At 67.9% G+C, this 24,452-nt stretch carries 17 protein-coding genes and 1 tRNA gene; 7 read left to right on the plus strand and 11 right to left on the minus strand.

The window, feature by feature from the left end; all coding sequences use genetic code 11:
- Positions 1 to 78: 78 nt before the first annotated feature.
- The 6 genes from coaE to polA all read right to left on the minus strand — a co-directional run bounded on the left by coaE (position 79) and on the right by polA (position 8,715).
- Complete coding sequence (gene coaE, locus VHB92_RS04035; protein ID WP_325451646.1) at positions 79 to 687, minus strand: dephospho-CoA kinase; 609 nt, start codon at positions 685 to 687, stop codon at positions 79 to 81.
- A gap of 48 nt (positions 688 to 735) precedes the next feature.
- Positions 736 to 1,296: an MOSC domain-containing protein gene (locus tag VHB92_RS04040; protein ID WP_325451648.1), complete on the minus strand. Its 561-nt coding sequence runs from the start codon at positions 1,294 to 1,296 to the stop codon at positions 736 to 738.
- 314 nt (positions 1,297 to 1,610) lie between these two features.
- On the minus strand, positions 1,611 to 3,071 hold the full coding sequence (gene rpsA / locus VHB92_RS04045; protein WP_325451649.1) for a 30S ribosomal protein S1: 1,461 nt from the start codon (positions 3,069 to 3,071) through the stop codon (positions 1,611 to 1,613).
- 194 nt (positions 3,072 to 3,265) lie between these two features.
- Entirely contained in the window at positions 3,266 to 4,159 is an 894-nt protein-coding gene (locus VHB92_RS04050; RefSeq protein WP_325451651.1) for a DUF817 domain-containing protein, read from the minus strand.
- A 16-nt stretch (positions 4,160 to 4,175) separates the two neighbouring features.
- The gene (locus tag VHB92_RS04055) at positions 4,176 to 5,876 is read right to left on the minus strand and encodes a DUF885 domain-containing protein (protein ID WP_325451653.1); all 1,701 of its coding nucleotides are present in this window, start codon (positions 5,874 to 5,876) and stop codon (positions 4,176 to 4,178) included.
- A 172-nt stretch (positions 5,877 to 6,048) separates the two neighbouring features.
- Positions 6,049 to 8,715, minus strand: a complete 2,667-nt coding sequence (polA, locus tag VHB92_RS04060; RefSeq protein WP_325451655.1) for a DNA polymerase I — start codon at positions 8,713 to 8,715, stop codon at positions 6,049 to 6,051.
- Between the two features lie 142 nt (positions 8,716 to 8,857).
- Between polA and VHB92_RS04065 the strand changes: the two genes are divergently transcribed.
- A complete protein-coding gene (locus VHB92_RS04065; RefSeq protein WP_325451807.1) occupies positions 8,858 to 9,298 on the plus strand; it encodes a hotdog fold thioesterase in 441 nt (146 codons plus the stop codon).
- A 166-nt stretch (positions 9,299 to 9,464) separates the two neighbouring features.
- On the opposite strand, the gene VHB92_RS04070 is transcribed toward VHB92_RS04065, so the two are convergent.
- Positions 9,465 to 10,067 carry an ANTAR domain-containing response regulator gene (locus tag VHB92_RS04070; protein WP_325451657.1) on the minus strand — a complete coding sequence of 201 codons (603 nt, stop codon included), beginning with the start codon at positions 10,065 to 10,067 and terminating at the stop codon, positions 9,465 to 9,467.
- Positions 10,068 to 10,186: 119 nt separating this feature from the next.
- Here VHB92_RS04070 and VHB92_RS04075 point away from each other — a divergent pair.
- From VHB92_RS04075 to VHB92_RS04085, 3 genes are all read left to right on the plus strand, one after another.
- A tRNA-Leu gene (locus tag VHB92_RS04075) sits at positions 10,187 to 10,269 on the plus strand.
- A gap of 199 nt (positions 10,270 to 10,468) precedes the next feature.
- Positions 10,469 to 12,145: an HAD family acid phosphatase gene (locus VHB92_RS04080; protein ID WP_325451659.1), complete on the plus strand. Its 1,677-nt coding sequence runs from the start codon at positions 10,469 to 10,471 to the stop codon at positions 12,143 to 12,145.
- A gap of 221 nt (positions 12,146 to 12,366) precedes the next feature.
- Entirely contained in the window at positions 12,367 to 12,951 is a 585-nt protein-coding gene (locus VHB92_RS04085; protein ID WP_325451661.1) for an emopamil-binding family protein, read from the plus strand.
- 72 nt (positions 12,952 to 13,023) lie between these two features.
- On the opposite strand, the gene VHB92_RS04090 is transcribed toward VHB92_RS04085, so the two are convergent.
- Complete coding sequence (locus VHB92_RS04090; protein WP_325451663.1) at positions 13,024 to 13,398, minus strand: hypothetical protein; 375 nt, start codon at positions 13,396 to 13,398, stop codon at positions 13,024 to 13,026.
- 194 nt (positions 13,399 to 13,592) lie between these two features.
- Between VHB92_RS04090 and VHB92_RS04095 the strand changes: the two genes are divergently transcribed.
- From VHB92_RS04095 to VHB92_RS04105, 3 genes are all read left to right on the plus strand, one after another.
- Complete coding sequence (locus tag VHB92_RS04095; RefSeq protein WP_325451665.1) at positions 13,593 to 14,378, plus strand: SGNH/GDSL hydrolase family protein; 786 nt, start codon at positions 13,593 to 13,595, stop codon at positions 14,376 to 14,378.
- A 215-nt stretch (positions 14,379 to 14,593) separates the two neighbouring features.
- Positions 14,594 to 16,012 carry an MFS transporter gene (locus VHB92_RS04100; RefSeq protein ID WP_414653063.1) on the plus strand — a complete coding sequence of 473 codons (1,419 nt, stop codon included), beginning with the start codon at positions 14,594 to 14,596 and terminating at the stop codon, positions 16,010 to 16,012.
- Positions 16,013 to 16,051: 39 nt separating this feature from the next.
- The gene (locus tag VHB92_RS04105) at positions 16,052 to 16,693 is read left to right on the plus strand and encodes a phosphoribosyltransferase (RefSeq protein ID WP_325451669.1); all 642 of its coding nucleotides are present in this window, start codon (positions 16,052 to 16,054) and stop codon (positions 16,691 to 16,693) included.
- Between the two features lie 127 nt (positions 16,694 to 16,820).
- Here VHB92_RS04105 and pyk read toward each other — a convergent pair whose 3' ends face one another.
- From pyk to gltB, 3 genes are all read right to left on the minus strand, one after another.
- Positions 16,821 to 18,269: a pyruvate kinase gene (gene pyk / locus VHB92_RS04110; protein WP_325451672.1), complete on the minus strand. Its 1,449-nt coding sequence runs from the start codon at positions 18,267 to 18,269 to the stop codon at positions 16,821 to 16,823.
- A 76-nt stretch (positions 18,270 to 18,345) separates the two neighbouring features.
- Entirely contained in the window at positions 18,346 to 19,803 is a 1,458-nt protein-coding gene (locus VHB92_RS04115) for a glutamate synthase subunit beta (RefSeq protein WP_325451674.1), read from the minus strand.
- Positions 19,796 to 24,391, minus strand: a complete 4,596-nt coding sequence (gene gltB / locus VHB92_RS04120) for a glutamate synthase large subunit (protein WP_325451676.1) — start codon at positions 24,389 to 24,391, stop codon at positions 19,796 to 19,798. Before gltB ends, VHB92_RS04115 begins: the two co-directional genes overlap by 8 nt.
- Positions 24,392 to 24,452 lie beyond the last annotated feature (61 nt).

The following is a 24,452-nucleotide window of genomic DNA, read 5'->3' on the forward strand; positions in this document are numbered from 1 at the left end:
TGCCCGGACGCCGGAGAAGACGTGCCCGTGCGGCTGAGAAGACTTACCCGCACGGCACCGTGACGACCTCCGGGCGGCTCAGCCTGCCGATCGGAGATCGTTCCACAACGCATCGACGCGGCGGAGCAGCTCGTCCCTGGTTCCGTTGTTGTCGATCACGATGTCGGCGACGGCCCGGCGCTGCTCGTCGTCGGCCTGGGCTCCGATGCGGCGCAGGGCGTCAGCTTCGCTCATGCCTCGTTCGGCCACCAGCCGCCTGATGCGTTCCGTGCGGTCGGCTTCCACCACGACGACCCGGTCGAACCGCAAAGGACGGTCGGCGGATGCCTCCACGAGCAGCGGGACGTCGTAGACGACCACCGCGTCGGGGTCGGATGCCTCGGCCGCGGCGAAGCGCTCCAGCGCGGCCCGCCACACCGCCGGATGCGTGATCGCATTGAGGTCGGCCAGCGCGGACCGGTCGTTGAAGACCACGGCGCCCAGTGCAGGCCGGTCGAGGGTGCCGTCGTCGGCGATGACGCCGTCGCCGAACCTCGCCCTGATGGCGGCGAGTCCTTCCGTTCCGGGCTCCACGACCTCGCGTGCCAGGCGGTCGGCGTCCACGATCACCGCTCCGTGCTCGGCGAGCCTGCCCGACACCGTGGATTTGCCGGAGGCGATGCCGCCGGTGAGCGCGATGATCTGCACGTCCGCCAGCCTAGGCGGTACCGCGCGGTCGCTTCGCCGGTGCTGTCACTAGACGGGCTGCAGCGGCTCGTGCTCACCTTCGGGAAGCTCGGCACGGATGCTGTCCCCCGGCCGTACAACGCCGCCGGCGATGACGACCGACATCACGCCCGCCTTGCGCACCACGGCGCCGTCCGGTCCCCGACCGACCAGCTCCTGCATCAGACGAGGCGCGAGCCCATTGATCTGATCGCACGGATTGCGCAGACCGGTCAGCCGGATCTTCGCGCTCTCGCCGAGATGCAGCACTGTGCCGGCGGGCAAGGCGAGCAGATCGAGCCCCGCCGTCGTGATGTTCTCGCCGAGTTCGCCTGGCCGCACCTCGTATCCGTGACGGCGCACCTCGTCGAACAGCTCGGCGTGGATCAGATGCACCTGCCGCAGGTTGGGCTGCGAGGGATCCCGCGCCACCCGCGACCGGTGCTGCACAGTCGTGCCGGCGTGCGTGTCGCCCTCGATGCCCCATCCCTCGATGAGCCTGATCTCCGACACGGCCGGTTTGGTGAAGCGATGCGCATCATCGCGGCTCACGGACACCACGTAGGGGTGGTCGAGGGTCGAATCCTGCATGCCTCCATTCTGCCCGCCGGAGAACGAGCTCATGCACGACGAAGCGGCCAGGCCCCGAAGGACCCGGCCGCTTCATGTCGCCGGATGCGATCAGCTGTGTTCGCGGCTTCGCCGCTACAACAGCTTCAATCGGCTCGGTCGAACGAGCGAGCTCGTTCGACTCTCGCCTTCCCCACCGCTACCCCACCCGCCGCTGACGCGGCGCGCGGGGCCCCTCGCGGCGTGGGCCCGATCAGCTGTGTTCGCGGCTACGCCGCTACAACAGCCTCAATCGGCTCGGCGAAGCGAGCAAGCTCGCTCCGCTCTCGCCTCAATCAGCTGTTGCTGGAGAGCTTCTCGCGGAGTGCCGCAAGCGAGGCGTCGTCGGCAAGCGTGCCCCCGGCGTTAGAGTCGCTCGAGTACGTGGCGCCGCCGCGCGAGGTGGTCTCTGCCGACTGGGCGGCCTCCTCCTCGATGCCCTTAGCAACCTGGCGCTTGTGCGCCTCCCAGCGTGCCTGAGCCTCGGCGTACTCCTGCTCCCACTTCTCCCGCTGGGCGTCGGAGCCTTCTTTCCACTCGCCCGTCTCGGGGTCGAAGCCCTCCGGGTACTTGTAGTTGCCCTGCTCGTCGTACTCCGTGACCATGCCGTACAGCGCCGGGTCGAACTCGGTGCCCTCGGGGTCGACGCCCTCGTTCGCCTGCTTGAGCGAGAGGGAGATGCGGCGACGCTCGAGGTCGATGTCGATGACCTTGACGAAGACCTCGTCGCCGACCGACACGACCTGCTCGGCGAGTTCGACGTGCTTGCCGGACAGCTCCGAGATGTGCACGAGACCCTCGATGCCGTCCGCGACGCGCACGAAGGCACCGAACGGAACGAGCTTGGTGACCTTGCCCGGTGCGAACTGGCCGATCGCGTGCGTGCGGGCGAAGACCTGCCACGGGTCTTCCTGCGTCGCCTTGAGCGACAGGGAGACACGCTCGCGGTCGAGCTCGACGGAGAGCACCTCGACGGTGACCTCCTGGCCGACCTCGACGACCTCGCTGGCGTGCTCGATGTGCTTCCACGACAGCTCGGACACGTGCACGAGTCCGTCCACTCCGCCCAGGTCGACGAACGCGCCGAAGTTGACGATGGACGACACGATGCCCTTGCGCACCTGGCCCGGGTGCAGGTTGGCCAGGAACGTGGAACGGCTCTCGGACTGCGTCTGCTCCAGCAGCGCGCGGCGGGAGAGCACCACGTTGTTGCGGTTCTTGTCGAGCTCGAGGATCTTCGCCTCGATCTCCTGGCCGAGGTACGGCGTGAGGTCGCGCACGCGGCGCAGCTCGATGAGGGATGCCGGCAGGAAGCCGCGCAGCCCGATGTCGACGATCAGGCCGCCCTTGACGACCTCGATGACCTGACCGGTCACGACGCCATCGGCTTCCTTGATCTTCTCCACGTCGCCCCAGGCGCGCTCGTACTGGGCGCGCTTCTTGGACAGGATGAGACGACCCTCTTTGTCCTCCTTCTGGAGAACGAGCGCCTCGACGGTGTCGCCGACGCCGACGACCTCGCTGGGGTCGACGTCGTGCTTGATAGAAAGTTCGCGGGAGGGGATCACACCCTCGGTCTTGTAACCGACGTCGAGCAGAACCTCGTCGCGGTCGATCTTCACGACGGTGCCTTCGATGAGGTCGCCATCGTTGAAGAACTTCAGTGTCTTCTCGACCGCGGCAAGAAAGTCGTCAGCAGAGCCGATGTCGTTGATCGCGACCTGCTTGGGTGCCTTGTCGGTCGTTGCGGTTGTCATTGAGTGGGTACTCCAGATATGGACATGAATCAGGCCCGGAAGGTGTGCTTCAGTTGGATTCCCGCCGGGCAAGCGGATAGAGACGTCACAAAAGTGACTCTCCAGACTACCGTCGGGCGGCAGCCTCCTGCAACAACGGCGCCGACGCCCGCGATATTCCGCGCCGCAGCGCATCCCTCCCGCCGAGGCGTCGGTCACCCGGGTTGCGGCGCGCGTGCCGCGACCGTCTCCTCTTCAGGGGGCCGGGGCGGGTAGACCCAGGTGACGAGAACCACCGAGATGATCATGAGCAGGAACCACGAGACCACCTTCTCGGGCGACACGGGCTGCCAGCCGCCCGACTGGTCGGGGTAGGTCCAGGCCTGAGCGAACGTGCCGATGTTCTCGGCGAGCCATATGAAGAACGCGACGAGGGCGAACGCGAGGATGAGCGGCATCCTGAGCCGGCGGCGGAACACCTGGAAGTGCATGACCGCAGGCCCGAAGACGACGGCCACGGCGACGAGCAGCAGCCAGCGCAGGTCGACGAAGAAGTGGTGCGTGAAGAAGTTGACATAGATCGCGACGGCCACGACGGCGGTGACCCAGCGTCGTGGATACCGGGTGAAACGCAGGTCGAACAGCCGGTACACGCGCACGAGATACGAGCCGACCGCGCCGTACATGAAGCCGGTGAACAGCGGGACGCTGAGGATGCGCAGCACGCCGCCCTGGTCGTACGCCCAGGAGCCGACGTCGGTCTTGAACAGCTCCATGGCCGTGCCGACGATGTGGAAGACCACGATGACGCGCAGTTCGCTCCACGTCTCCAGGCCGCGCCAGATCATCACGACCTGGATGACGATCGCCGCGATGGTCAGCGCGTCGTTGCGGGCGAGCACGGAGTCGACCGGATACCACAGGCGCGCGGCGAGGATGACGGCCAGCAGCGCCGCGCCGAAGACGCACGCCCACGCCTGCTTGGCACCGAACACGAGGAACTCGACGACGCCGCTCCAGAGCCTGCTGTGCGGCGCTCTGGCCAGCAGGCGGTGGGCGGCGTCGTCGAGGCGGCGCTCGACACCGGTGAGGTCGGGTCGTCGCGCCATCAGGTGCGTGCCACGCTCAGGACAGCAGCGCCGTCTTCAGCGTGTCGAGACCCACGCCGCCGATGTCCAGGGCCTTCTTGTGGAAGGCCTTGATGTCGAAGGCGTCACCCTCTCGCCGCTGGTACTCGTCGCGGATCTGCTCCCAGATGCGCTGACCGATCTTGTACGACGGCGCCTGCCCGGGCCATCCCAGATAGCGGTTCACCTCGAACCGCACGAACGGTTCGTTCATGTTCACGTTCTGGCCGAGGAACTCGAACGCGTAGTCGCCGGTCCACGGCCCCTGTCCGTCCGGCCGCTGCTTCGTCAGGTGCACGCCGATGTCGAGCACGACGCGCGCTGCGCGCATCCGCTGACCATCGAGCATGCCGAGCCGGTCGGCCGGGTCGTCGAGATAGCCGAGCTGCTCCATGAGCCGTTCGGCGTACAGCGCCCAGCCCTCGGCATGTCCCGAGGTTCCCGCCACCCGCCGCCAGGTGTTCAGCTGGGCCTTGTTGTAGGTGGCCGTCGCGATCTGCAGGTGGTGGCCGGGGACTCCCTCGTGGTACACGGTCGTCAGCTCGCGCCAGGTGTCGAACTCCGTCACGCCTTCCGGCACACTCCACCACATGCGGCCCGGCCTGGAGAAGTCGTCCGCCGGTCCCGTGTAGTAGATGCCGCCTTCCTGCGTGGGGGCGATCATGCACTCCAGGCGCCTGACCGGTTCGGGGATGTCGAAGTGCGTCCTTCCGAGCTCCTCGACCGCGCGATCGCTGGTCTCCTGCATCCAGCGCTGCAGGGCGTCGGTGCCGTGCAGTTTGCGCGACGGGTCGCCGTCGAGGAACGCGATGGCTTCCGCCACGGATGCGCCCGGCTTGATCTCGCGGGCGATCGCCTCCTGCTCCTCCACCATGCGGCGCAGCTCCTCGACGCCCCACTCGTACGTCTCGTCGAGGTCGACCGTCGCGCCCAGGAAGCTGCGCGAGGCCAGCGCGTAGATCTCCCGCCCGACGGCATCCTGCTCGGGTGCGTGCACGGCCAGCTCGTCCTCGAGGAACACGGCGAGCTCGCCGTAGGCGGCGGCGGCCTCTGCGGCGCCCTTCTCGAGGTCCCGCTTGAGACCCTCTGGCAGTTCGCCCTCCGCCGGCTTGGCGTCGCGTGCCAGCGAGAAGAAGAAGCCGCTGGGTCCCACCTGCTTGTTGGCCTGCGCGATGCCCTCGCGCACCTGCCGGATGGCGGGCACGTTGCCGGCGTGGATGCCGGTGCGCAGCGTGGCGATGTAGCCGCGCATGGCAGCAGGCAGGTTGTGCATGCGTCGGGCGATGTTCTCCCAGTTCTCGACCGTCGCCGTCGGCTCCAGGTCGAAGATGTCGCGCAGCTCCTGTTCCGGCGAGGCGATCACGTTGAGATTGCGCTGCTCGAAGCCGGCGTCGTGCTTCTCCACCTCGAGCTGCAGATCGCGCGCCAGGTCGAGCTTCGTCACCCTGTCGATCTCGTCGACGGGCTCTGCTGCCTCGATCCGTCGCAGCATGTCGGCCTGGGCCTGGGCGACGCGGTCGGCGCCTTCGGGCGACAGGTCGCTGTATTCGCCCTCTCGACCCGGCCGGCCGAGCCAGACGTGCCACTCGGGGGCGAGATCGAGCTGGATGTCGACCCACTCCTCGGCGAGTGCGTCGATGGGAGTCGGGGTTCTCTGCTGCTGGGCTCGTTCCTGCTGGGGCTGTTCCTGCTGGGTCATGATCGCCAGCCTATGGGCAACGATCGCGTTCCCCACCGGCGAGATCCTGCTCGCACGAGCGAAATCGGCACGTGACCGCCTCGCCCGCCCGTGCCTTCAGCGTGCGAGGACGGCGTCGCCGGCACGAGGCCGCCGGCCACGGCACCCTGCGCCGCGCCGACGTGCCGTTTCGTCAGTGCGCCGCGATGTCCCAGTTCTCGCCGCGGCCCACCTGCACGGTGAGCGGCACGCGCAGCTCCGCCGCCGTCGACATGCGGTGCGAGACAATCTCGGCGAGCACGTCCCACTCCCCTGCGCTCACCTCGAAGATGAGCTCGTCGTGCACCTGGAGGAGCATGCGCGAGGCCAGCCCGCGCTCTCGCATGTCGGCATCGATCCGGATCATGGCGATCTTCATGATGTCGGCCGCCGAGCCCTGGATGGGCGCGTTGAGCGCGGCGCGCTCCGCATTGTCGCGCAGCACCCTGTTGGTGCTCGTGAGGTCGGGGAACGGCCTGCGACGACCGAAGATGGTCTCGGTGTAGCCGTCGCCGCGCGCCTTCTCGACGACATCGCGCAGGTAGTCGCGCACGGCACCGAACCTCGCGAAGTAGTCCGTCATGAGCTGGCGCGCCTCGGCGGTCTCGATGCGCAGCTGCTTGGAGAGGCCGAACGCGCTCAGCCCGTACGCGAGACCGTACGACATGGCCTTGACCTTGGTGCGCATGATGGGTGTCACGTCCTCAGGGGCGACGCCGAAGATGCGGGCGCCGACGAAGCGGTGCAGGTCCTCTCCTGCGTTGAACGCCTCGATGAGGCCGGCATCCTCGCTGAGGTGCGCCATGATGCGCATCTCGATCTGGGAGTAGTCGGCGGTGAGCAGGGTCTCGTATCCCTCGCCGCGGATGAACGCCGACCTGATCTGCTTGCCCACCTCGGTGCGAACCGGGATGTTCTGCAAGTTGGGGTCGTTCGACGAGATGCGGCCGGTCGAGGTACCCGTCTGGTCGTACGTCGTATGGATGCGCGAATCCGGCCCGACCGACTTCTCCAGCGTCTCGATGATCTGCTTGAGCTTCGTCGCGTCGCGATGCTGGAGCAGGAGGTCGAGGAACGGATGCGGGTTCTTCTCCTGCAGATCGGCGAGCGATCCGGCATCCGTCGAGTAGCCCGTCTTCGTCGATCGCGTCTTCGGCATGCCGAGCTCGTCGAAGAGCACCTGCTGGAGCTGTTTCGGCGAGCCGAGGTTCACCTCGTGGCCGATCTCGGTGTAGGCGGCCTGGGCCAGGCCGTCCGCGCGGACGGCGAGCTCCTCGCGCTGGGCGCGCAGGATGCCGGTGTCGATCGCGACGCCGTTGCGCTCCATCCGGGCCAGCACACCGGTGATGGGCAGCTCGATGTTCTCGAGCACGCGACGCGTGCCTTCCTCGAGCGCCACGGAGACGGCGTCCGCGACACGGTGCACATACCAGGCCTCCGTTCCGGCGCCGACCGGCTCGACCTCCGGAACGAGCTGCGCTGGATCCGACTGCGGCATCTGCTCGCCCAGCACCTCGTACACCTGGTCGGCGAGGCCCGCCGGAGTGCGGTTCGGGTTGACCAGCCAGATCGCCACCCTCGCATCGCACTGCAGACCGCCGAGACGGACTCCGACCGCTTCCAGCGCCTTCAACTGGTTCTTGGCGTCGTACAGCCACTTCGGCGAGTCGGAGGCGAGCCACCTCGTGAGCTCGGGATCCAGTACCTGGCCCTCCCCCGTGCGCACATACGCCGACGCCTCATCCGTGGACAGCCCCACGCCCAGCAGCGTCGGTCCCGCGAGCTCGAGCTGAACGGCCAGTGGGCGTGAGCCGTCGTCGGATGCCCGAACGAGCCATCCGCGCAGCTCCTCGCCAGCCAGCTCGCGCACCTCGGGCACGGTTACCGTGCCCACCTGGGCGCCCGTCACCGCTCCGGTGTCCGAGCCGTCCCCCTCGATGAGCTTGAACACCCGTTCGAGCAGCGTGCGGAACTCGAGACGCGCGAACAGGTCGCGCACCGCCTGCTCGTTCATCGGGCGACGACCGAGATCCGCGGGTCCGACCGGCAGCTCGACATCGCGCACGAGCTGGTTCAGCCTGCGGTTGCGCAGCGCGTTCTCCTTCTGGTCGCGAAGATTCTGGCCGACGACGCCCTTGATCTCCTCCGCGTGGTCGACCAGGTTCTGCACGTCGCCGTACTGCAGCACCCACTTCACGGCCGTCTTCTCGCCGACCTTGTCGATGCCCGGCAGATTGTCGCTCGTCTCGCCCACCAGGGCGGCCACTTCCGGGTACTTCTCCGGCGGGATGCCGTATCGGTCGAGTACCGCCTGCTTGTCGTAGCGCTTGAGCTCCGAGACGCCGCGCACGTTCGGGTACAGCAGCGTGATGTCGTCGTCGACGAGCTGGATGGTGTCACGGTCGCCCGACACGACGAGCACCCGGTATCCCTGGGCTGCTCCCTCTGTGGCGAGCGTGGCCAGGATGTCGTCGGCCTCGAAGTCGTCCTTCTCGATGACCGGGATGTTCATGGCGGCGAGCGCCTCTTGCAGGAGCGGCACCTGCCCGGAGAACTCGGGGGGCGTCGCGCCGCGGGTGGCCTTGTACTCCGTGTACTCCCTGGTGCGGAACGAGAACCGTGAGACGTCGAAAGCCACGGCGAGATGGCTGGGCCGCTCGTTCTGCAGCAGCAGGAGGAGCATCGACAGGAACCCGTGGATGGCGTTCGTGTGCTGGCCGTCCCGAGTGGTGAAACTGTCCACGGGAAGGGCGTAGAACGCTCGGAAAGCCAGCGAATGGCCGTCGACGATCAGGAGGGTAGGCTTTTCCGGGTCCGACACGCCTGACAGCCTACAAGCGGCCACGGACACCCGATCGAGGCCCGAGCCGGATGCCGGCATCCCTTCCCGGGATCGCCGGGACTACCGCGTGTGGCGGTGGCGGACATCCCGACGATGCCGGCCCATGAGCACCAGGAGCACCATGCCCGAGACGCGCGAACCGGATGCCGCACCCGACGCCCTCGCGTACGTCCGGCGCCGCGGAATGGGCGCTCTGGCCGCGAAGATGGGCATCGAGATGATCGAGTTCTCGACCGATCGCGCGGTCGCGACGATGCCCGTCGAAGGCAACACGCAGCCCGCGGACCTGCTGCACGGCGGCGCGTACGTCGTGCTCGGCGAGACGCTCGGCTCCATGTCGGCGAACCTGTGGGCCGGCGAGGGCAGGCTCGCGGTCGGCATCGAGATCAATGCCACGCACACGCGTTCGGCCACCAGCGGCATCGTCACCGGCGTGTGCACGCCCGTCCACCTCGGTCGAACGCTCACGACTCACGAGATCGTGGTGACGGATGACCGGGGCCGGCGCTGCTCGACGATCCGCATCACGAACTTCATCAAAGACCTGAAGCCGACCGCCTGAGCGTCCGCACTCCCGGTTACCGCGGGTTGAGCCTGTCGATACCGCGGGCTAAGCCTGTCGAAACCCCGAACGTAGAACGACCTGGAGATCTCGACACGCACCGCCAAGGCGGTGCTGCTCGATCTGAGTGCTCCGGCCTCAACGCTCCGCATTGAGGCCTCCGCACTCACTTCTTGGGGGCCAGCTGGTCGATGATGGCCTTGGCCACGTCGTGCATGGTGAGGCGGCGATCCATCGAGGCCTTCTGGATCCACCGGAACGCCTCGGGCTCCGTGAGCCCCATCTTCTCGTTCAGGAGACCCTTCGCCCGGTCGACGAGCTTGCGGGTCTCGAAGCGCTCGTTGAGGTCCGCCACCTCGGATTCGAGCGCGATGATCTGCGCATAGCGGGCCAGCGCGATCTCGATCGCAGGCAGCAGGTCGTTCGGCGTGAACGGCTTGACCACGTATGCGAGCGCACCGGCCTCGGTCGCGCGCTCGACGAGCTCCTTCTGGCTGAACGCCGTGAGCAGCACGACGGGCGCGATGTGGTTCTTGGAGAGGCGTTCGGCTGCCGAGATGCCGTCGAGCTGCGGCATCTTCACGTCCATGATGACGAGGTCGGGACGCAGCTCGGTGGCGAGGGCGACGGCGGTCTCACCGTCACCGGCTTCGCCGACCACCTCGAACCCGTTGTCTCGCAGGATCTCGACGATGTCGAGGCGGATCAGCGACTCGTCCTCCGCGACGACGACTCGACGCGGTGCAGCGGTGTTCTCAGTGTCGGTCACGGTGAACAAGCCTACGGTATGAGCGATCTTGGCGAGGGGCTCGGCGCAGCGCGCTGCCGGCTCTTCGCCGGGATCCGGTGCACGGCGAAGCCGCGATATGGTGTTGCACGGTGCCGGATGCCGGTGTGGCGGAATGGCAGACGCGGAGCACTCAAAATGCTTTGCCTGAAAGGGCGTGTGGGTTCGAGTCCCACCACCGGCACGTCATGAGAAGGGGATCGCCTGCCGGCGATCCCCTTCTTGCTCCGCTCCCCCCCAGCAGCATCCGGCTCAGATGAGCAAAACGTCCGGACGGTTCTGGCGATCGGGACAGCCCGCCGATACCGTGCACGCAGACCCCTGTTCGGGGGTGTCAGGCAGGACGAGGCCTCGACGAGGAGGCCTGAGCACGGGGGTGTGGAATGCAATCTGGGCAGGACAGCACCGCGACCAGGCATGCTGGGCGCACGGCGACGAGGTGGTTCGCCGGCGCCGCTGCTGTAGCGGTGACGATCGGAGTCGGCTTCGCCGCAGCCGCGCCGGCGCAGGCATGGAGCGGCGGTGGAGGACACGACACCCTACTGGCCCCTCGCACGTCGTTCACGATGGCGCCGGACGGCTCGAGCGGCGCGACGCAGGGCGGCGACGGCATCCCGAACATCGACTCGGTGAAGAAGACCATCTACACCTACTACGGCGACCCGGGCACGGGTATCGCGAACAAGGACTCGTCGCCGTACATCACCGAGATGAACGGCATCGTGGCGAACGCGACCGCCCAGCTCAAGCCCGAATACGACGCGGCGATCGCGAAGGGCGAGAAGCCGGCCATCGTGTTCGACGCTGATGACACCACGCTGTGGACGTACGACATGGAAGTCGGCGACATGCACTTCAACTACAACCCCGCCGAGCAGGATGTCTGGGTGCAGGGCGAGAAGTTCCCCGGGGTCCCCGGCATGGTCGGCTTCGTCAACGCCGCCGCCGCCATGGGGTACACGGTGTTCGGCCTGACCGGACGCAACGACGACCAGAAGGCGGCGACGCTCGGCAACCTGACGAAGGCCGGCTACACCGCCTTCACGTCCGACGACTACTTCACGAAGTGGACGGGCAACGGGGCGTCGCAGCAGCCGCCCTACATCACGTGCGCCACGAGCAGCTGCACGACCGTGGAGTACAAGGCCCTCACGCGCAAGCACATCGAACAGGATCTGGGCTACACGATCACGCTCAACGTAGGCGACCAGTGGTCCGACCTGCAGGGCGGCTTCGCCGACAGCATCCTCAAGCTGCCGAACCCTACGTACTACCTTCCCTCCCCCGACCTCCCTGGAGCGTCGGAGCCGAAGCTGGCACCGCGCACGCATTTCACGATGAAGCCGGACGGCTCCAGCGGGTCGACGCAGGGCGGTGAAGGCATCCCGAACATCGACTCGGTGAAGAAGACGATCGCGACGTACTACGGCGACCCGGGCACCGGGATCGCGAACAAGACCTCGTCGCCCTACATCGACGAGCTGCGCCGGATCGTGGCGATCCAGACTCCGATCGTGGCCGCCCAGTGCTTCGTCGAGAAGAAGCTGCACAGGAACCCTGCCATCGTTCTCGACGCCGACGACACCACGCTGTGGACGTACGACATGGAAGTCGGCGACATGCACTTCAACTACAACCCGGCCGAGCAGGATGTCTGGGTGCAGGGCGAGAAGTTCCCGGCCGTCCCCGGCATGGTCGCGCTGGAACGCGCAGCGCAGAAGGCGGGCTGCACGATCGTCGGCCTGACCGGCCGCAACGACGACCAGAAGGCGGCGACCATCGGCAACCTGACGAACGTGGGCTACACGGGACTGACGCCGTCGAACTACTACACGAAGTGGACCGGCAAAGGCGCGTCGCAGCAGCCCTCGTACATCCACTGCGCGACGGCGAGCTGCACCACCATCGAGTACAAGTCGCAGACGCGGGCTCACGTGGAGTCGAGGCAGGGCGGCAGGTACGACATCGTCGCCAACTTCGGCGACCAGTTCAGCGACCTGATCGGCGGCCACGCCGACCGCACGATCAAGCTGCCGAACCCGACCTACTACCTGCCATGAAAACCACAGCCTGAACCGCAGCCGTGGCACCTCGTCGGTGCACACGGTGCGACAGACGGAACCGCCGCCCGGTGCCTCGCTCTCCGGGCGGCGGGTTTGTTCCGCCGCTCCGAAGGGTCAATCGTTCGCCGGTTCCACGGGATCCCCGGGTCGAGCGGGCGGACGGCACGGCGCGCCCAGCCTCGAACGTGAGGCACCGTCGTCGCGATAGTCTGCACACCATGTCAGAAGCCCCCACGTCCGCCGCTCAGGGCGCGACGACGAAGCCCGACCGAGAACGGGCGTCAGTGGATGTCGCTGCGGCAGGCAGGGCAGCGAATCTCCCGCTGTCGAAACGCCCCATCGACATCCTGTTCCTGGTGATCTTCGCGGCGTTCATCGTGACCTGCATCATCAGCGACTCCGTCGAGGGCCTTGGACTGGATCAAGTCAAGGACTCCCCGAACGTCCTCGTGCAGTGGAACTACTGGTACGCGTCGAACTTCGATCCGCTGTACCAGTCGCATCCGGTGTGGCTGCGCTTCATCAGCGGCACGTCCGCGTTCATCTACGTCGCGTTCTACGTGCTGCTGATCCTCGCGATCGTGCGCAGATGGAACTGGATCCAGCTGCCGAGCGTGATCTACGCCACGATGATCATCTCTCTGACGGGTATCCCGATCTTCGGCGTCGAGTTCTTCGGCTCGGCGGCGGAGCGCACGCCGCACCCGGCCGTGTTCCTGGCGTTCAACCTGCCGTACATCGTGTTCCCGCTCCTGTTGCTGCTGCGCATGCGCAAGCCGATGCCGTTCACCAGGCGGTTCTGACCCAGCGGCCACGCGGACGAAGAGGGGCCCCGCGACCTGTTGTCGCGGGACCCCTCGTCATGCGGATGCGCGCTAGGCGAAGATCTTCACGCCGTTCGCCAGCTTGAACGTGGGAGCGAGGATCACGGCGAAGAACGGAACGACGATGCGCAGGAAGTAGACGATCGGCAGGATGCCGCCGAAGTCTCCGACCGCGAAGCCCACAACGGCGATCACGGCGAACAGCAGAGCGACGCCGAACCCCTTCACGGTGCTCAGGAACGGGGCGGCGAACCCGACGCTCGCGATGACAATGCCGACGTCGACGACGAACGGCTGCCAGGCTCCGGCCTTGCCGAGCGCGACGCCCGCCACGATCCAGGCGGCGATGGCCACGAGCCAGAACAGCACGAACACGGCGCCTGCGATGCGCTTGTCGAGTTCACCCTTCGGTGGCCGAGCGATCATCTTCGAGGATTCCTTCCGAAGGCGGTGATGCCGTCGGCGTTCGAGTCGACGGACGTGAAACGGTGGCCCCTGTGGCTGTGAAAGCCGTGGCCGTGAAAGCCTGTGGCCCGAGAGCCCGAGGCCATGAAAGATAGTACCGCCGTGCGAAGGGCTCGCCGAGCCTGACGCACGCCGGCTGCGGATAGCGTTGAGGCATGTACACGAGCTACGTGGCCATCGGAGACAGCTTCACGGAAGGCGTCGGCGACGAGCTGCCCGACGGGCGTGTGCGTGGCTGGGCCGATCTGGTGGCCGTCGGCCTCGCCGTCGCGGCCGGACAGCCGATCTGCTACGCGAATCTGGCGGTTCGCGGCCGCAAACTCGGCCCCATCGTGGGCGAGCAGCTGGATGCCGCGATCGGCATGCATCCGCAGCTGCTGAGCATCAACGGCGGAGGTAACGACATCATGCGGCCGCGCGTCTCGATCGACGACGTGGCCGTGGCGACGGCCGAGGCGGTGCACAAGGCCGCGGCGGCCGGCATCCACGTGCTGCTCCTCAGCGGAGCCAACCCGAGCGACAACCTTCCTGGCGGCCGCACCATGCAGAGAAGGGGCGATCAGCTGGCGGAACGCGTCCGTTCCTTCGTCGGTCACGACAAGGTGGCCGCGGAATCCATGACGTTCGTCGACAACTTCGCGGATGCCGGGCTTCGCGACCTGCGCTACTGGTCGGTCGATCGGCTGCATCTCAACGCGTTCGGGCATGCGCGCGTGGCGTCCAACGTGCTCACCGCGCTCGGGGTCGCCGCCCCCGCCTCGTGGCGTGTCGCCGAGGTGGCTTCGGAGCCGCCGATGGGCAGGCGCCGGCCGTCTGTCGCTTACTACCGCGAGCACGTGCTGCCCTGGATCGGGCGACGGCTGACGGGCAGGTCTTCAGGCGACGGCCGTAGCGCAAAGATCCCGGAGCTGACGCCCATCGACCCCGACATCGTGCTCTGACCGGCCCTGGTGACCGGTCGCGGTGACCGGCCCTGGTGACCGGTGGAGGCACGCCGGATGCCGCGACGTGCGCGAAGCGTGGAAGCGCCGTGCGTCGCCCGGTGCAAGGGGTTGCCGGAGCGGATCGACTGCTCGTAACGTCTCTGCGTGGCCGCTGAGGAGGACGCATGACTACCGACGAGCTGAAGACCATCACGACGCGCATTCCCGCTCGGATGGACCGCCTGCCCTGGTCGAAGTGGCACTGGATGGTCGTGGTCGGCCTCGGAACCGTGTGGATCCTGGACGGCCTCGAGGTGACCATCGTCGGCGCCATCGGCAGCAGGCTCACCGAGAAGTCCAGCGGTCTCGGCCTCACGACTGGCGAGGTCGGGCTCGCTGCCGCGGTGTACGTGGCCGGCGCCTGCCTCGGCGCGCTGTTCTTCGGATATCTCACGGACAGGTTCGGGCGCAAGAAGCTCTTCATGATCACCCTCGGGCTCTACCTGCTCGCTACGGTGGCGACGGCGTTCTCGTTCTCGCCGATCTTCTTCTTCGCCTGCCGGTTCTTCACCGGTGCCGGCATCGGCGGCGAGTACTCTGCGATCAACTCGGCCATCGACGAGCTCATCCCCGCCAGGCGGCGCGGGGTGGTGGACCTTGCGATCAACGGGTCGTACTGGCTCGGCACGGCGTTCGGAGCCGTCCTGACCGTGTTCCTGCTGAACACCGCGATCTTCGCGCCCGCGCTCGGCTGGCGGCTCGCGTTCGGGCTCGGCGCCGTGCTCGGGCTGACCATCCTGCTGGTGCGGCGCAACGTGCCGGAGTCGCCGCGGTGGATGTTCATCCACGGCCGAGACGAGCAGGCCGAGAAGGAAGTCGGCGAGATCGAGCACCAGGTCGAAGAGGACACCGGCGAGAGCTTGTCCGAGGTCGGCGGCGACAAGTCGATCGAGATCGCTCAGCGCAAGTCCACCGGCTTCGGCGAGATCGCGCACGTCGCGATCACCAAGTATCCGAAGCGGTTCGTGCTCGGGCTCTCGCTCTTCATCGGGCAGGCGTTCCTCTACAACGCGGTGTTCTTCACGTACGCGCTCGTGCTCACGAAGCTGCTGAACGTGCCGGATGACATAGCGCCGTGGTCGCTCGTGCCGATCGCCGTCGGCAACTTCCTCGGACCGCTTCTGCTCGGCAGGCTGTTCGACAGCATCGGCCGCAGGATCATGATCTCCGTCTCGTACATCGGCAGCGGTGTGCTGCTGGTCGTGACGGGCATCCTGTTCGATGCACGCATCCTCGACGGCACCTGGTTGACGGTGTGCTGGGTCGTCGTGTTCTTCTTCGCCTCGGCGGGAGCGAGCTCCGCCTACCTCACGGTGAGCGAGATCTTCCCGATGGAGACCAGGGCCATGGCCATCGCGTTCTTCTACGCGGTGGGAACCGCCCTCGGAGGCATCATCGGACCGCTGCTCTTCGGCCAGTTCGTGTCCATGGGAATCGGCGCGGTCGCCATCGGATACTTCATCGGCGCCGGGCTCATGATCGCGGCCGGGCTCGTCGAGGTCTTCCTCGGTGTGAACGCGGAGAACAGATCGCTCGAGGACATCGCCGAGCCGCTCTCGCGGACGGATGCGACGCAGCCGCAGACGTCCTGAGCGCGAGCGACGGGATCCGGCCGAGGAACGGTGATTCGGATGATCTTCGAAGACCGATTGGATGCCGGCCACCGGCTCGCCGCCGTGTGCCGTCCCTTCGGCCACTCCTGGCCGCGCCCCGTCGTGCTCGGCATCCCGCGCGGCGGCGTCCCCGTCGCCGCGGTGGTAGCAGAAGCGCTCGACGCCCCGCTCGACGTGATCCTGGTGCGCAAGCTCGGGCTGCCGCGCAACGAAGAGGTGGCGATGGGAGCCATCGGTGAGGGCGTTCGCGTGCTCGACGACGACCTGATCAGGGCCATGCGGGTCAGCGACGAGCAGCTGGAGCGCGTCCGGGGCCGGGAGGAGGCCGAACTGCGCAGGCGCGTCGAGCGCTACCGGGAAGGCAGGCAGCCTGTCGAGTTGCGCGGCAGAACGGCCGTCATCGTGGACGACGGCCTGGCCACCGGGGCGACCGCTCGCGCGGCGTGCGCTGTGGCGCGAGCACAGGGTGCAGCGACGGTCGTGCTCGCCGTTCCGGTCGCTCCCCCGGACTGGGCGCCGCGGCCGGGCGTCGACGCCGACGAGTTCGTCTGCGTCGCGCGGCCGGAGCGATTCTTCGCGATCGGCCAGTGGTACCGCGATTTCAGGCAGACGACGGACGCGGAAGTGCGCAAGCTTCTCGGGCTGCCAGCGGAATCCTGACGTGCCTTCCGGGCAAGCGCGCTGCCGCACTCCTGGGTCCGGTCGGGCCGTTATCGCCCTGGCTCGGGGCCGCTGAAGCGTTCAGGCCACGGTGAAGGCGGCCGCCGTGACCTGGAGATCCGTGCCGCTACTTCAGCGCTGCGTACGCCGGTGCCGCCTCGTTGTGCACATCGCCGACGACGTGCACGCGCACGTCGTTCGTCGAACCCGAGATCCCGGGAGGCGAACCGGAGATCACGACGACCTTGTCGCCCATCTCGGCGAGGCCGCGGCCGATGAGCACGTCGTCGACCTGTCCCATCATCTGGTCGGTGTGCGTGACACGGTCGACCAGGAAGCCCTCGATGCCCCAGGTGAGCGCGAGCCTGCGGCGCACGGCCTCGTTCGTCGTGAACGCCTTCATCGGGATCTTCGAACGCAGACGCGACATCCTGCGCGCGGAGTCTCCCGACTCCGTGAACACGCACAGGTACTTGGCATCCACGAAGTCGGCGACCTCCGCCGCCGCGAGCGTGATCGCGCCGCCCTGCGTGCGAGGCTTGGTGCCCAGCGGCAGGATGCGCTCGAGACCGTGCTCCTCCGTCGACTCGATGATGCGGGCCATGGTCTGCACGGTCACGACCGGGTACTCGCCGACGCTCGTCTCGCCGGAGAGCATGACCGCGTCGGTTCCGTCGAGCACGGCGTTGGCGCAGTCGGATGCCTCGGCTCGCGTCGGCCTCGGGCTCGTGATCATCGACTCCAGCACCTGAGTCGCCACGATGACCGGCTTGGCCATGCGGCGCGCGATCTCCACGGCGCGCTTCTGCACGATCGGCACGGCCTCCAGCGGAAGCTCCACGCCGAGATCGCCGCGCGCCACCATGATGGCGTCGAACGCGTCGACGATCTCTTCGAGCGCGTCGACGGCCTGAGGCTTCTCCACCTTGGCGATGACCGGAACCCTGCGGCCCTCTTCGTCCATGATCTCGTGCACGCGCTCGATGTCGGCGGCGTTGCGCACGAACGAGAGCGCGATGTAGTCGGCCCCGAGCTTCAGACCCCAGCGGAGGTCGGCCTCGTCCTTCTCGCTGAGCGCCGGCACGTTGACGGCGACGCCAGGCAGGTTGATGCCCTTGTTGTTCGAGACCGGGCCGGGGACGACGACCTGCGTCTTCACGCGCGGGCCGTCGACCTCGAGAACGCGCAGCGTGACCTTGCCGTCGTCGATGAGGAGCGGATCGCCCGCCTTGACGTCGTTCGGCAGCCCCTTGAACGTGGTGGACGACGTGTGCCTGTCCCCCAGGATGTCCTCGGTGGTGATGGTGAAGATGTCACCCTCTGCCAGCTCGTACGGGCCGCCTTCGAACTTGCCGAGCCGGATCTTCGGTCCCTGCAGGTCGACCATCACGGCGACGGCGCGCCCCGAGTCATCCGCTGCCCGGCGCACGTTGGCGTAGACGGCCTCGTGCACGTCGTAGCTGCCGTGGCTCAGGTTCATGCGGGCGACGTCGACGCCCGCATCGATGATGGCGCGGATGTTCTCGTAGCTGGAAGTCGCGGGACCCAGCGTGGCGACGATCTTGGCTCGTCTCATTGGCTTTCTTCGTACTCCGTAGTCGTGTGCGCGTGCGTGCAGCGTTGGCCCGGGATGGGCAGAAGAGACGCGGGCGCTAGATCGTGATGCCGCGGTCGGTCGGCCTCACGGGCGAAGGGAGCGCGGTGTCCCCTTCAAGATACCGGTCGACAGCAGCAGCCGCAGCCCGTCCCTCCGCGATCGCCCAGACGATGAGCGACTGGCCGCGCCCTGCGTCGCCTGCGACGAACACGCCTGGCTCCTGGGTCTGGTAGTCGCCGTCCCGGGTCACGTTGCCCCGGCCGTCGAACGGCATGCCGAGTTGCTCCGACAGGGTGTCCTGCTCGGGTCCGCTGAATCCGAGCGCCAGAAGCACCAGGTCGGCAGGGATCTCCCGCTCGGTGCCCGCCTTCGGCACGCGGCGTCCGTCCAGGTATTCGGTCTCGGCCACGCGAACGGCCACCACCTCGCCGACCTCGTTCCCGACGAACTCGACGGTCGACGCGAGGTACTCGCGCTGCCCGCCCTCCTCGTGTGCGGTCTGCACCTCGAACAGGGTGGGCGTGGTCGGCCACGGCTGGTGCGCCGGCCGCTCGCTCGGGGGCCGCTTGCCGATCGCGAGGTTCGTGACGGACGCGGCCTTCTGCCTGTGCGCGGTGCCGATGCAGTCGGCGCCGGTGTCTCCACCGCCGAGCACGACGACGTGCTTGCCCTCGGCAGTGATCTGCGTCGGAACGGAATCGCCCGCTCCCACCCGGTTCTGCTGAACCAGGTACTCCATCGCGAAGTGCACGCCGGCCAGATCGCGGCCGGGGATCGGGAGATCGCGAGGCACCATGGCACCGGTCGCCACCACGACGGCGTCGTACCTGGCCTTGAGGTCGGGCCAGCTGATGTCCACGCCGATGTTCACCCCGGCGCGGAAGCGCGTGCCCTCAGCCGTCATCTGCGCCAGACGCGCCTCGATGTGCTTCTTCTCCATCTTGAAGTCGGGGATGCCGTACCGCAGCAGGCCGCCGATCCGGTCGTCGCGCTCGTAGACCGCGACCGTGTGCCCTGCCCGCGTCAGCTGCTGCGCGGCGGCCAGGCCCGCCGGACCGGATCCCACGACAGCGACGGTCTTGCCGGTCAGACGCTGCGGCGGGTGCGGCTGCACCCAGCCGTTCGCCCACGCCTGGTCGATGATGTCGTGTTCGACCTGCTTGATCGTGACGGGCGGCTGGCTGATGCCCAGCACGCAGGAGTCCTCGCAGGGTGCGGGGCACAGGCGTCCCGTGAACTCCGGGAAGTTGTTCGTCGCGTGCAGCCGCTCGATGGCCTGACGGCCTTCACCGCGCCACATGAGGTCGTTCCACTCCGGGATCAGGTTGCCCAGCGGGCATCCCTGATGGCAGAACGGGATGCCGCAGTCCATGCAGCGCCCCGCCTGGCGTCGCAGCTGGGCCGGGTCGCCGGCCTCGTAGACCTCTTTCCAGTCCATCAGGCGCACGGAGACCGGCCGCCGCTTCGGCAGCTCGCGCTCCGTGACCTTGAGGAAGCCCTTCGGGTCAGCCACCGGTCACCTCCAGGATGCGGTTCCAGACGATGTCGCCGTCGGGGTCGAGCCCCTCGTCGACGGCGTTCTTGCGGGTTTCGAGCACTGCCGCGTAGTCGCGGGGCAGCACCTTGGTGAAGCGGGAGGCCGTCGCATCCAGGTCGGCGAGCAGAGCCTTCGCCACGGTGGAGTCGGTCTCGGTGACGTGCTGCTCCAAAAGGTCGCGCACGATCTCGATGTCGCCGCTCCCGAGCTCGGACAGCGAAAGCTCGCCGCTGGCGAGCGACTCGCGGTTCACCCGTTCGCGGTGGAGGTCGAGCACGTACGCGGTGCCGCCCGACATGCCCGCGCCGAGGTTGCGCCCCGTCGTGCCGAGAATGAGCGCGAGGCCACCGGTCATGTATTCGAGTGCGTGGTCGCCGACTCCCTCGACGACCGCCGTCGCGCCGGAGTTGCGCACCAGGAAGCGTTCGCCCACCATGCCGCGGATGAACAGGCTGCCCTGCGTCGCGCCGTAGCCGATGACGTTCCCGGCTATCACGTTGCGCTCGGCGGGGAACACGCTCGAACGGTCGGGACGCACCACGATGCGGCCTCCGGAGAGCCCCTTGCCGACGTAGTCGTTGGAGTCTCCCTCCAGCCGCAGCGTGATGCCGCTGGGCAGGAACGCGCCGAACGACTGGCCGGCGGATCCGGTCAGCGTGACGTCGATGGAGCCGTCCGGCAGCCCGTGCTCGCCGTGCCGCACGGTCACCTCGTGACCGAGGAGCGTGCCGACGGCTCGTTCCGTGTTGCGGATCGGCAGCTGCAGCTCGACGTGTCCGCCGTGCTCGAGAACGTCGGCCGCCTGCTCCATGAGCACGTTGTCGAAGTGCTTCTCGATCTCGTGGTTCTGCGCCCTGCGGTTGCTGCGCGGCGCGTCCTCGGGGAACTCGGGACCGTGCAGAACCGGCGTGAGGTCGAGACCTGACGCCTTCCAGTGCTCGATCGCCCGGTCGACGTCGAGCATCTCGACGTGGCCGACAGCCTCCTCGATGGAGCGGAAGCCGAGCTCAGCGAGGTACTCGCGCACCTCCTGGGCGATGAACTCGAAGAAGTTCACGACGAACTCCGGCTTGCCCGTGAACCGGCTGCGCAGCACGGGGTTCTGCGTCGCGACGCCCACCGGGCACGTGTCCAGGTGGCAGACGCGCATCATGACGCATCCGGACACGACGAGCGGAGCCGTGGCGAAGCCGAACTCCTCGGCGCCGAGCAGGGCACCGATGACGACATCCCTTCCGGTCTTCAGCTGCCCGTCGACCTGCACGACGACGCGATCGCGCATGCCGTTGAGCATGAGCGTCTGCTGCGTCTCCGCAAGGCCGAGCTCCCACGGCGTGCCCGCGTGCTTGAGCGAGTTCAGCGGGCTCGCGCCCGTTCCGCCGTCGTGACCGGAGACGAGGATGACGTCGGCCAGCGCCTTCGCGGTGCCCGCCGCCACAGCCCCGATCCCGGTCTCGCTCACGAGCTTCACGTGCACCCTGGCGTTCGGGTTGGCCCGCTTGAGGTCGTAGATGAGCTGCTTGAGGTCTTCGATCGAGTAGATGTCGTGGTGCGGCGGCGGCGAGATGAGTCCGACGCCCGCCGTCGCATGCCTGGTGCGGGCGACCCACGGGTACACCTTGGTCGGCGGCAGCTGACCGCCTTCGCCGGGCTTCGCGCCCTGAGCGAGCTTGATCTGCAGGTCTGTCGCATGCGTCAGGTACATGCTGGTGACACCGAAGCGACCGGATGCCACCTGTTTGATGGCGCTGCGCCGCTCCGGGTCGAGCAGGCGGTCGATGTCCTCCCCGCCCTCTCCGGTGTTCGACTTGCCGCCCAGCCGGTTCATGGCGATGGCCAGCGTCTCGTGCGCCTCCCGGGAGATGGAGCCGTAGCTCATCGCTCCCGTGGAGAACCGCTTGACGATCGAGGAGACCGGCTCGACCTCGTCGATCGGAACGCTCGGCCGGATGCCCTTGCGCAGCGCGAACATCCCGCGCAGCGTCATGAGCTCCTCCGACTGGTCGTCGACGAGCTTCGTGTACTGCCGGAAGATGTCGTACCTGCGGGTGCGCGTGGAGTGCTGCAGCCGGAAGACGGTCTCGGGGTTGAACAGGTGAGGTGCGCCGCCGCGACGGTACTGGTACTCGCCGCCCGTCGACATCCGCTCGTGGGCGACGACCGCGCCCTCCTCCGGGTACGCGGCGCGGTGCCGCGCACGGTTCTCCGCCGAGATGACGTCGATGCCGACGCCGCCCAGCTTCGACGTGGTGCCGGTGAAGTACTCGTCGACGAACTCCTGCGACAGGCCGACGGCCTCGAACGCCTGAGCGCCCGCGTACGAGGAGACGGTCGAGATGCCCATCTTCGACATGATCTTGAGCACGCCCTTGCCGAGCGCCTTGATGAGGTTCGCCACCGCTTTCTCGCTCGAGATGCCGGTGATCATGCCGCTGCGCACGAGGTCTTCGCACGTCTCCATGGCCAGGTACGGGTTCACGGCGCTCGCGCCGTAGCCGATGAGGAGGGCGACGTGGTGCACCTCGCGCACGTCCCCTGCCTCGACGACGATGCCCACCTTGAGCCGGTCCTCGGTGCGGATCAGGTGGTGGTGCACGGCGGAGAGCATGAGCAGCGACGGGATCGGCGCCAGGTCCTTGTTAGAGTCCCTGTCGCTGAGCACGATGAACTTCGCCCCGTCGGCGATGGCCTGGCTGACCTCGTCGCACATCTCGGCGAGACGACGCTCCATGGCGTCCTCGCCGGCGTCGGCGCGGTACAGGCCGTGCACGGTCACCGTCGTGCGGCTGCCCGGTGCCGGGTCGATGTGCTGGATCTTCGCGAGCTCGTCGTTGTCGATGACCGGGAAGTCGAGCACGACCTGCCTGGTGTGCTCCGCCGTCGGCTCGAGCAGGTTCAGCTCGGGGCCGAGTCCGAGGCTCAGCGACGTGACGACCTCCTCGCGGATGGAGTCGAGCGGAGGGTTGGTCACCTGGGCGAACTGCTGTGTGAAGTAGTCGAAGAGGAGCCTGGGGCGCTTGGACAGCACCGCGATGGGCGTGTCGGATCCCATCGCACCGAGCGGCTCGGCACCCGTCTTCGCCATCGGCGTCAGCAGGATGCGCACTTCTTCTTCCGTGTAGCCGAACGTGCGCTGCCTGCGCGTCACCGACGCCGGCGTGTGCACGATGTGCTCGCGCTCCGGGAGGTCCTTCAGGTTGATGCGCCCGGCATCCAGCCACTCGCCGTACGGCTCGGCGGCGGCCAGGGACGCTTTGATCTCGTCGTCCTCGATGAGACGGCCCTCGACCGTGTCGACGAGGAACATCTTTCCCGGGCGCAGCCTGCCCTTGCGAACGACCCGGTTCGGGTCGATGTCGAGCACGCCCGTCTCGCTGCCCAGCACGACGAGACCGTCGTCGGTGACGAGGTACCGGCCGGGACGCAGGCCGTTGCGGTCCAGCGTGGCGCCGACGAGCGAGCCGTCGGTGAACACCAGAGCGGCCGGGCCGTCCCACGGCTCCATGAGCATCGAGTGGTACTCGTAGAACGCGCGGCGCGCAGGGTCGATCTCGGTCTGCTTCTCCCACGCCTCCGGCACCATCATCATGACGGCGTGCGGGAGGGAACGGCCGCTGAGCGTGAGCAGCTCGACGACCTCGTCGAACGACGCGGAGTCGCTCGCCCCCGGCGTGACGATCGGGTAGAGCGGCTTGAGGTCGCCGAGCAGCTCGCTGCGCAGCTGCGACTGGCGCGCGCGCATCCAGTTGCGGTTGCCCTGCACCGTGTTGATCTCCCCGTTGTGGGCGATCATGCGGAACGGCTGGGCGAGCGGCCACGACGGGAACGTGTTCGTCGAATACCTGGAGTGCACCAGCGCCAGCCTGGAGGCGAAGCGCTCGTCGGACAGGTCGGGATAGAACGGCTCCAGCTGGAGCGTCGTGACCATGCCTTTGTAGACGAGCGTGCGTGCCGAGAGGGACGCGAAGTACACATCCAGCTCGCGCTCGACGCGCTTGCGCAGGCGGAACGTGAGCCGGTCGAGGGCGATGCCCGCCAGGGGGGCGCCGCTCTCGCTCGTGCGCTCGGAGTCGACGTAGAGCTGCTCGATCGCCGGCATGGCGTCGCGCGCCAGGCTGCCGATCTCGTCCGGCCGAACGGGCACATCGCGCCAGCCGAGCACGCGCAGGCCCTCTTCTTCGGCGATCTGCTCGATGGCGGCCTTCACCGCGGCGCGTTGCGCGTTCTGCAACGGCAGGAACGCGTTGCCGACCGCGTACCGGCCGTTGGCGGGCAGCTCGAAGTCGACGACGGCGCGCAGGAAGGCGTCGGGGATCTGGGTCAGGATGCCTGCACCGTCGCCCGTGCCGGCGTCGGAGCCGACCGCCCCGCGGTGTTCGAGATGACGGAGCGCGTTGAGCGCGTGGTCGATGATGTCGTGGCCGGCGGTTCCACGCAGGGTGGCGACCATCGCAAGGCCGCACGCGTCACGTTCGGCGCTCGGGTCGTAGAGGCCCTGGGCCTCGGGGATGGCGCCGAATCGGGTGAACGGGGACTGGGGTGCCTGGAGCGGACTGTGCGCCATTTCTGGGCTCGGTGCCATGGGGTACCGTCCTCACATCGATCGGGGAGCGGGACGACGTCGG

This window comes from Humibacter sp. (genome assembly GCF_035547335.1).
GTDB lineage: Bacteria > Actinomycetota > Actinomycetes > Actinomycetales > Microbacteriaceae > Humibacter.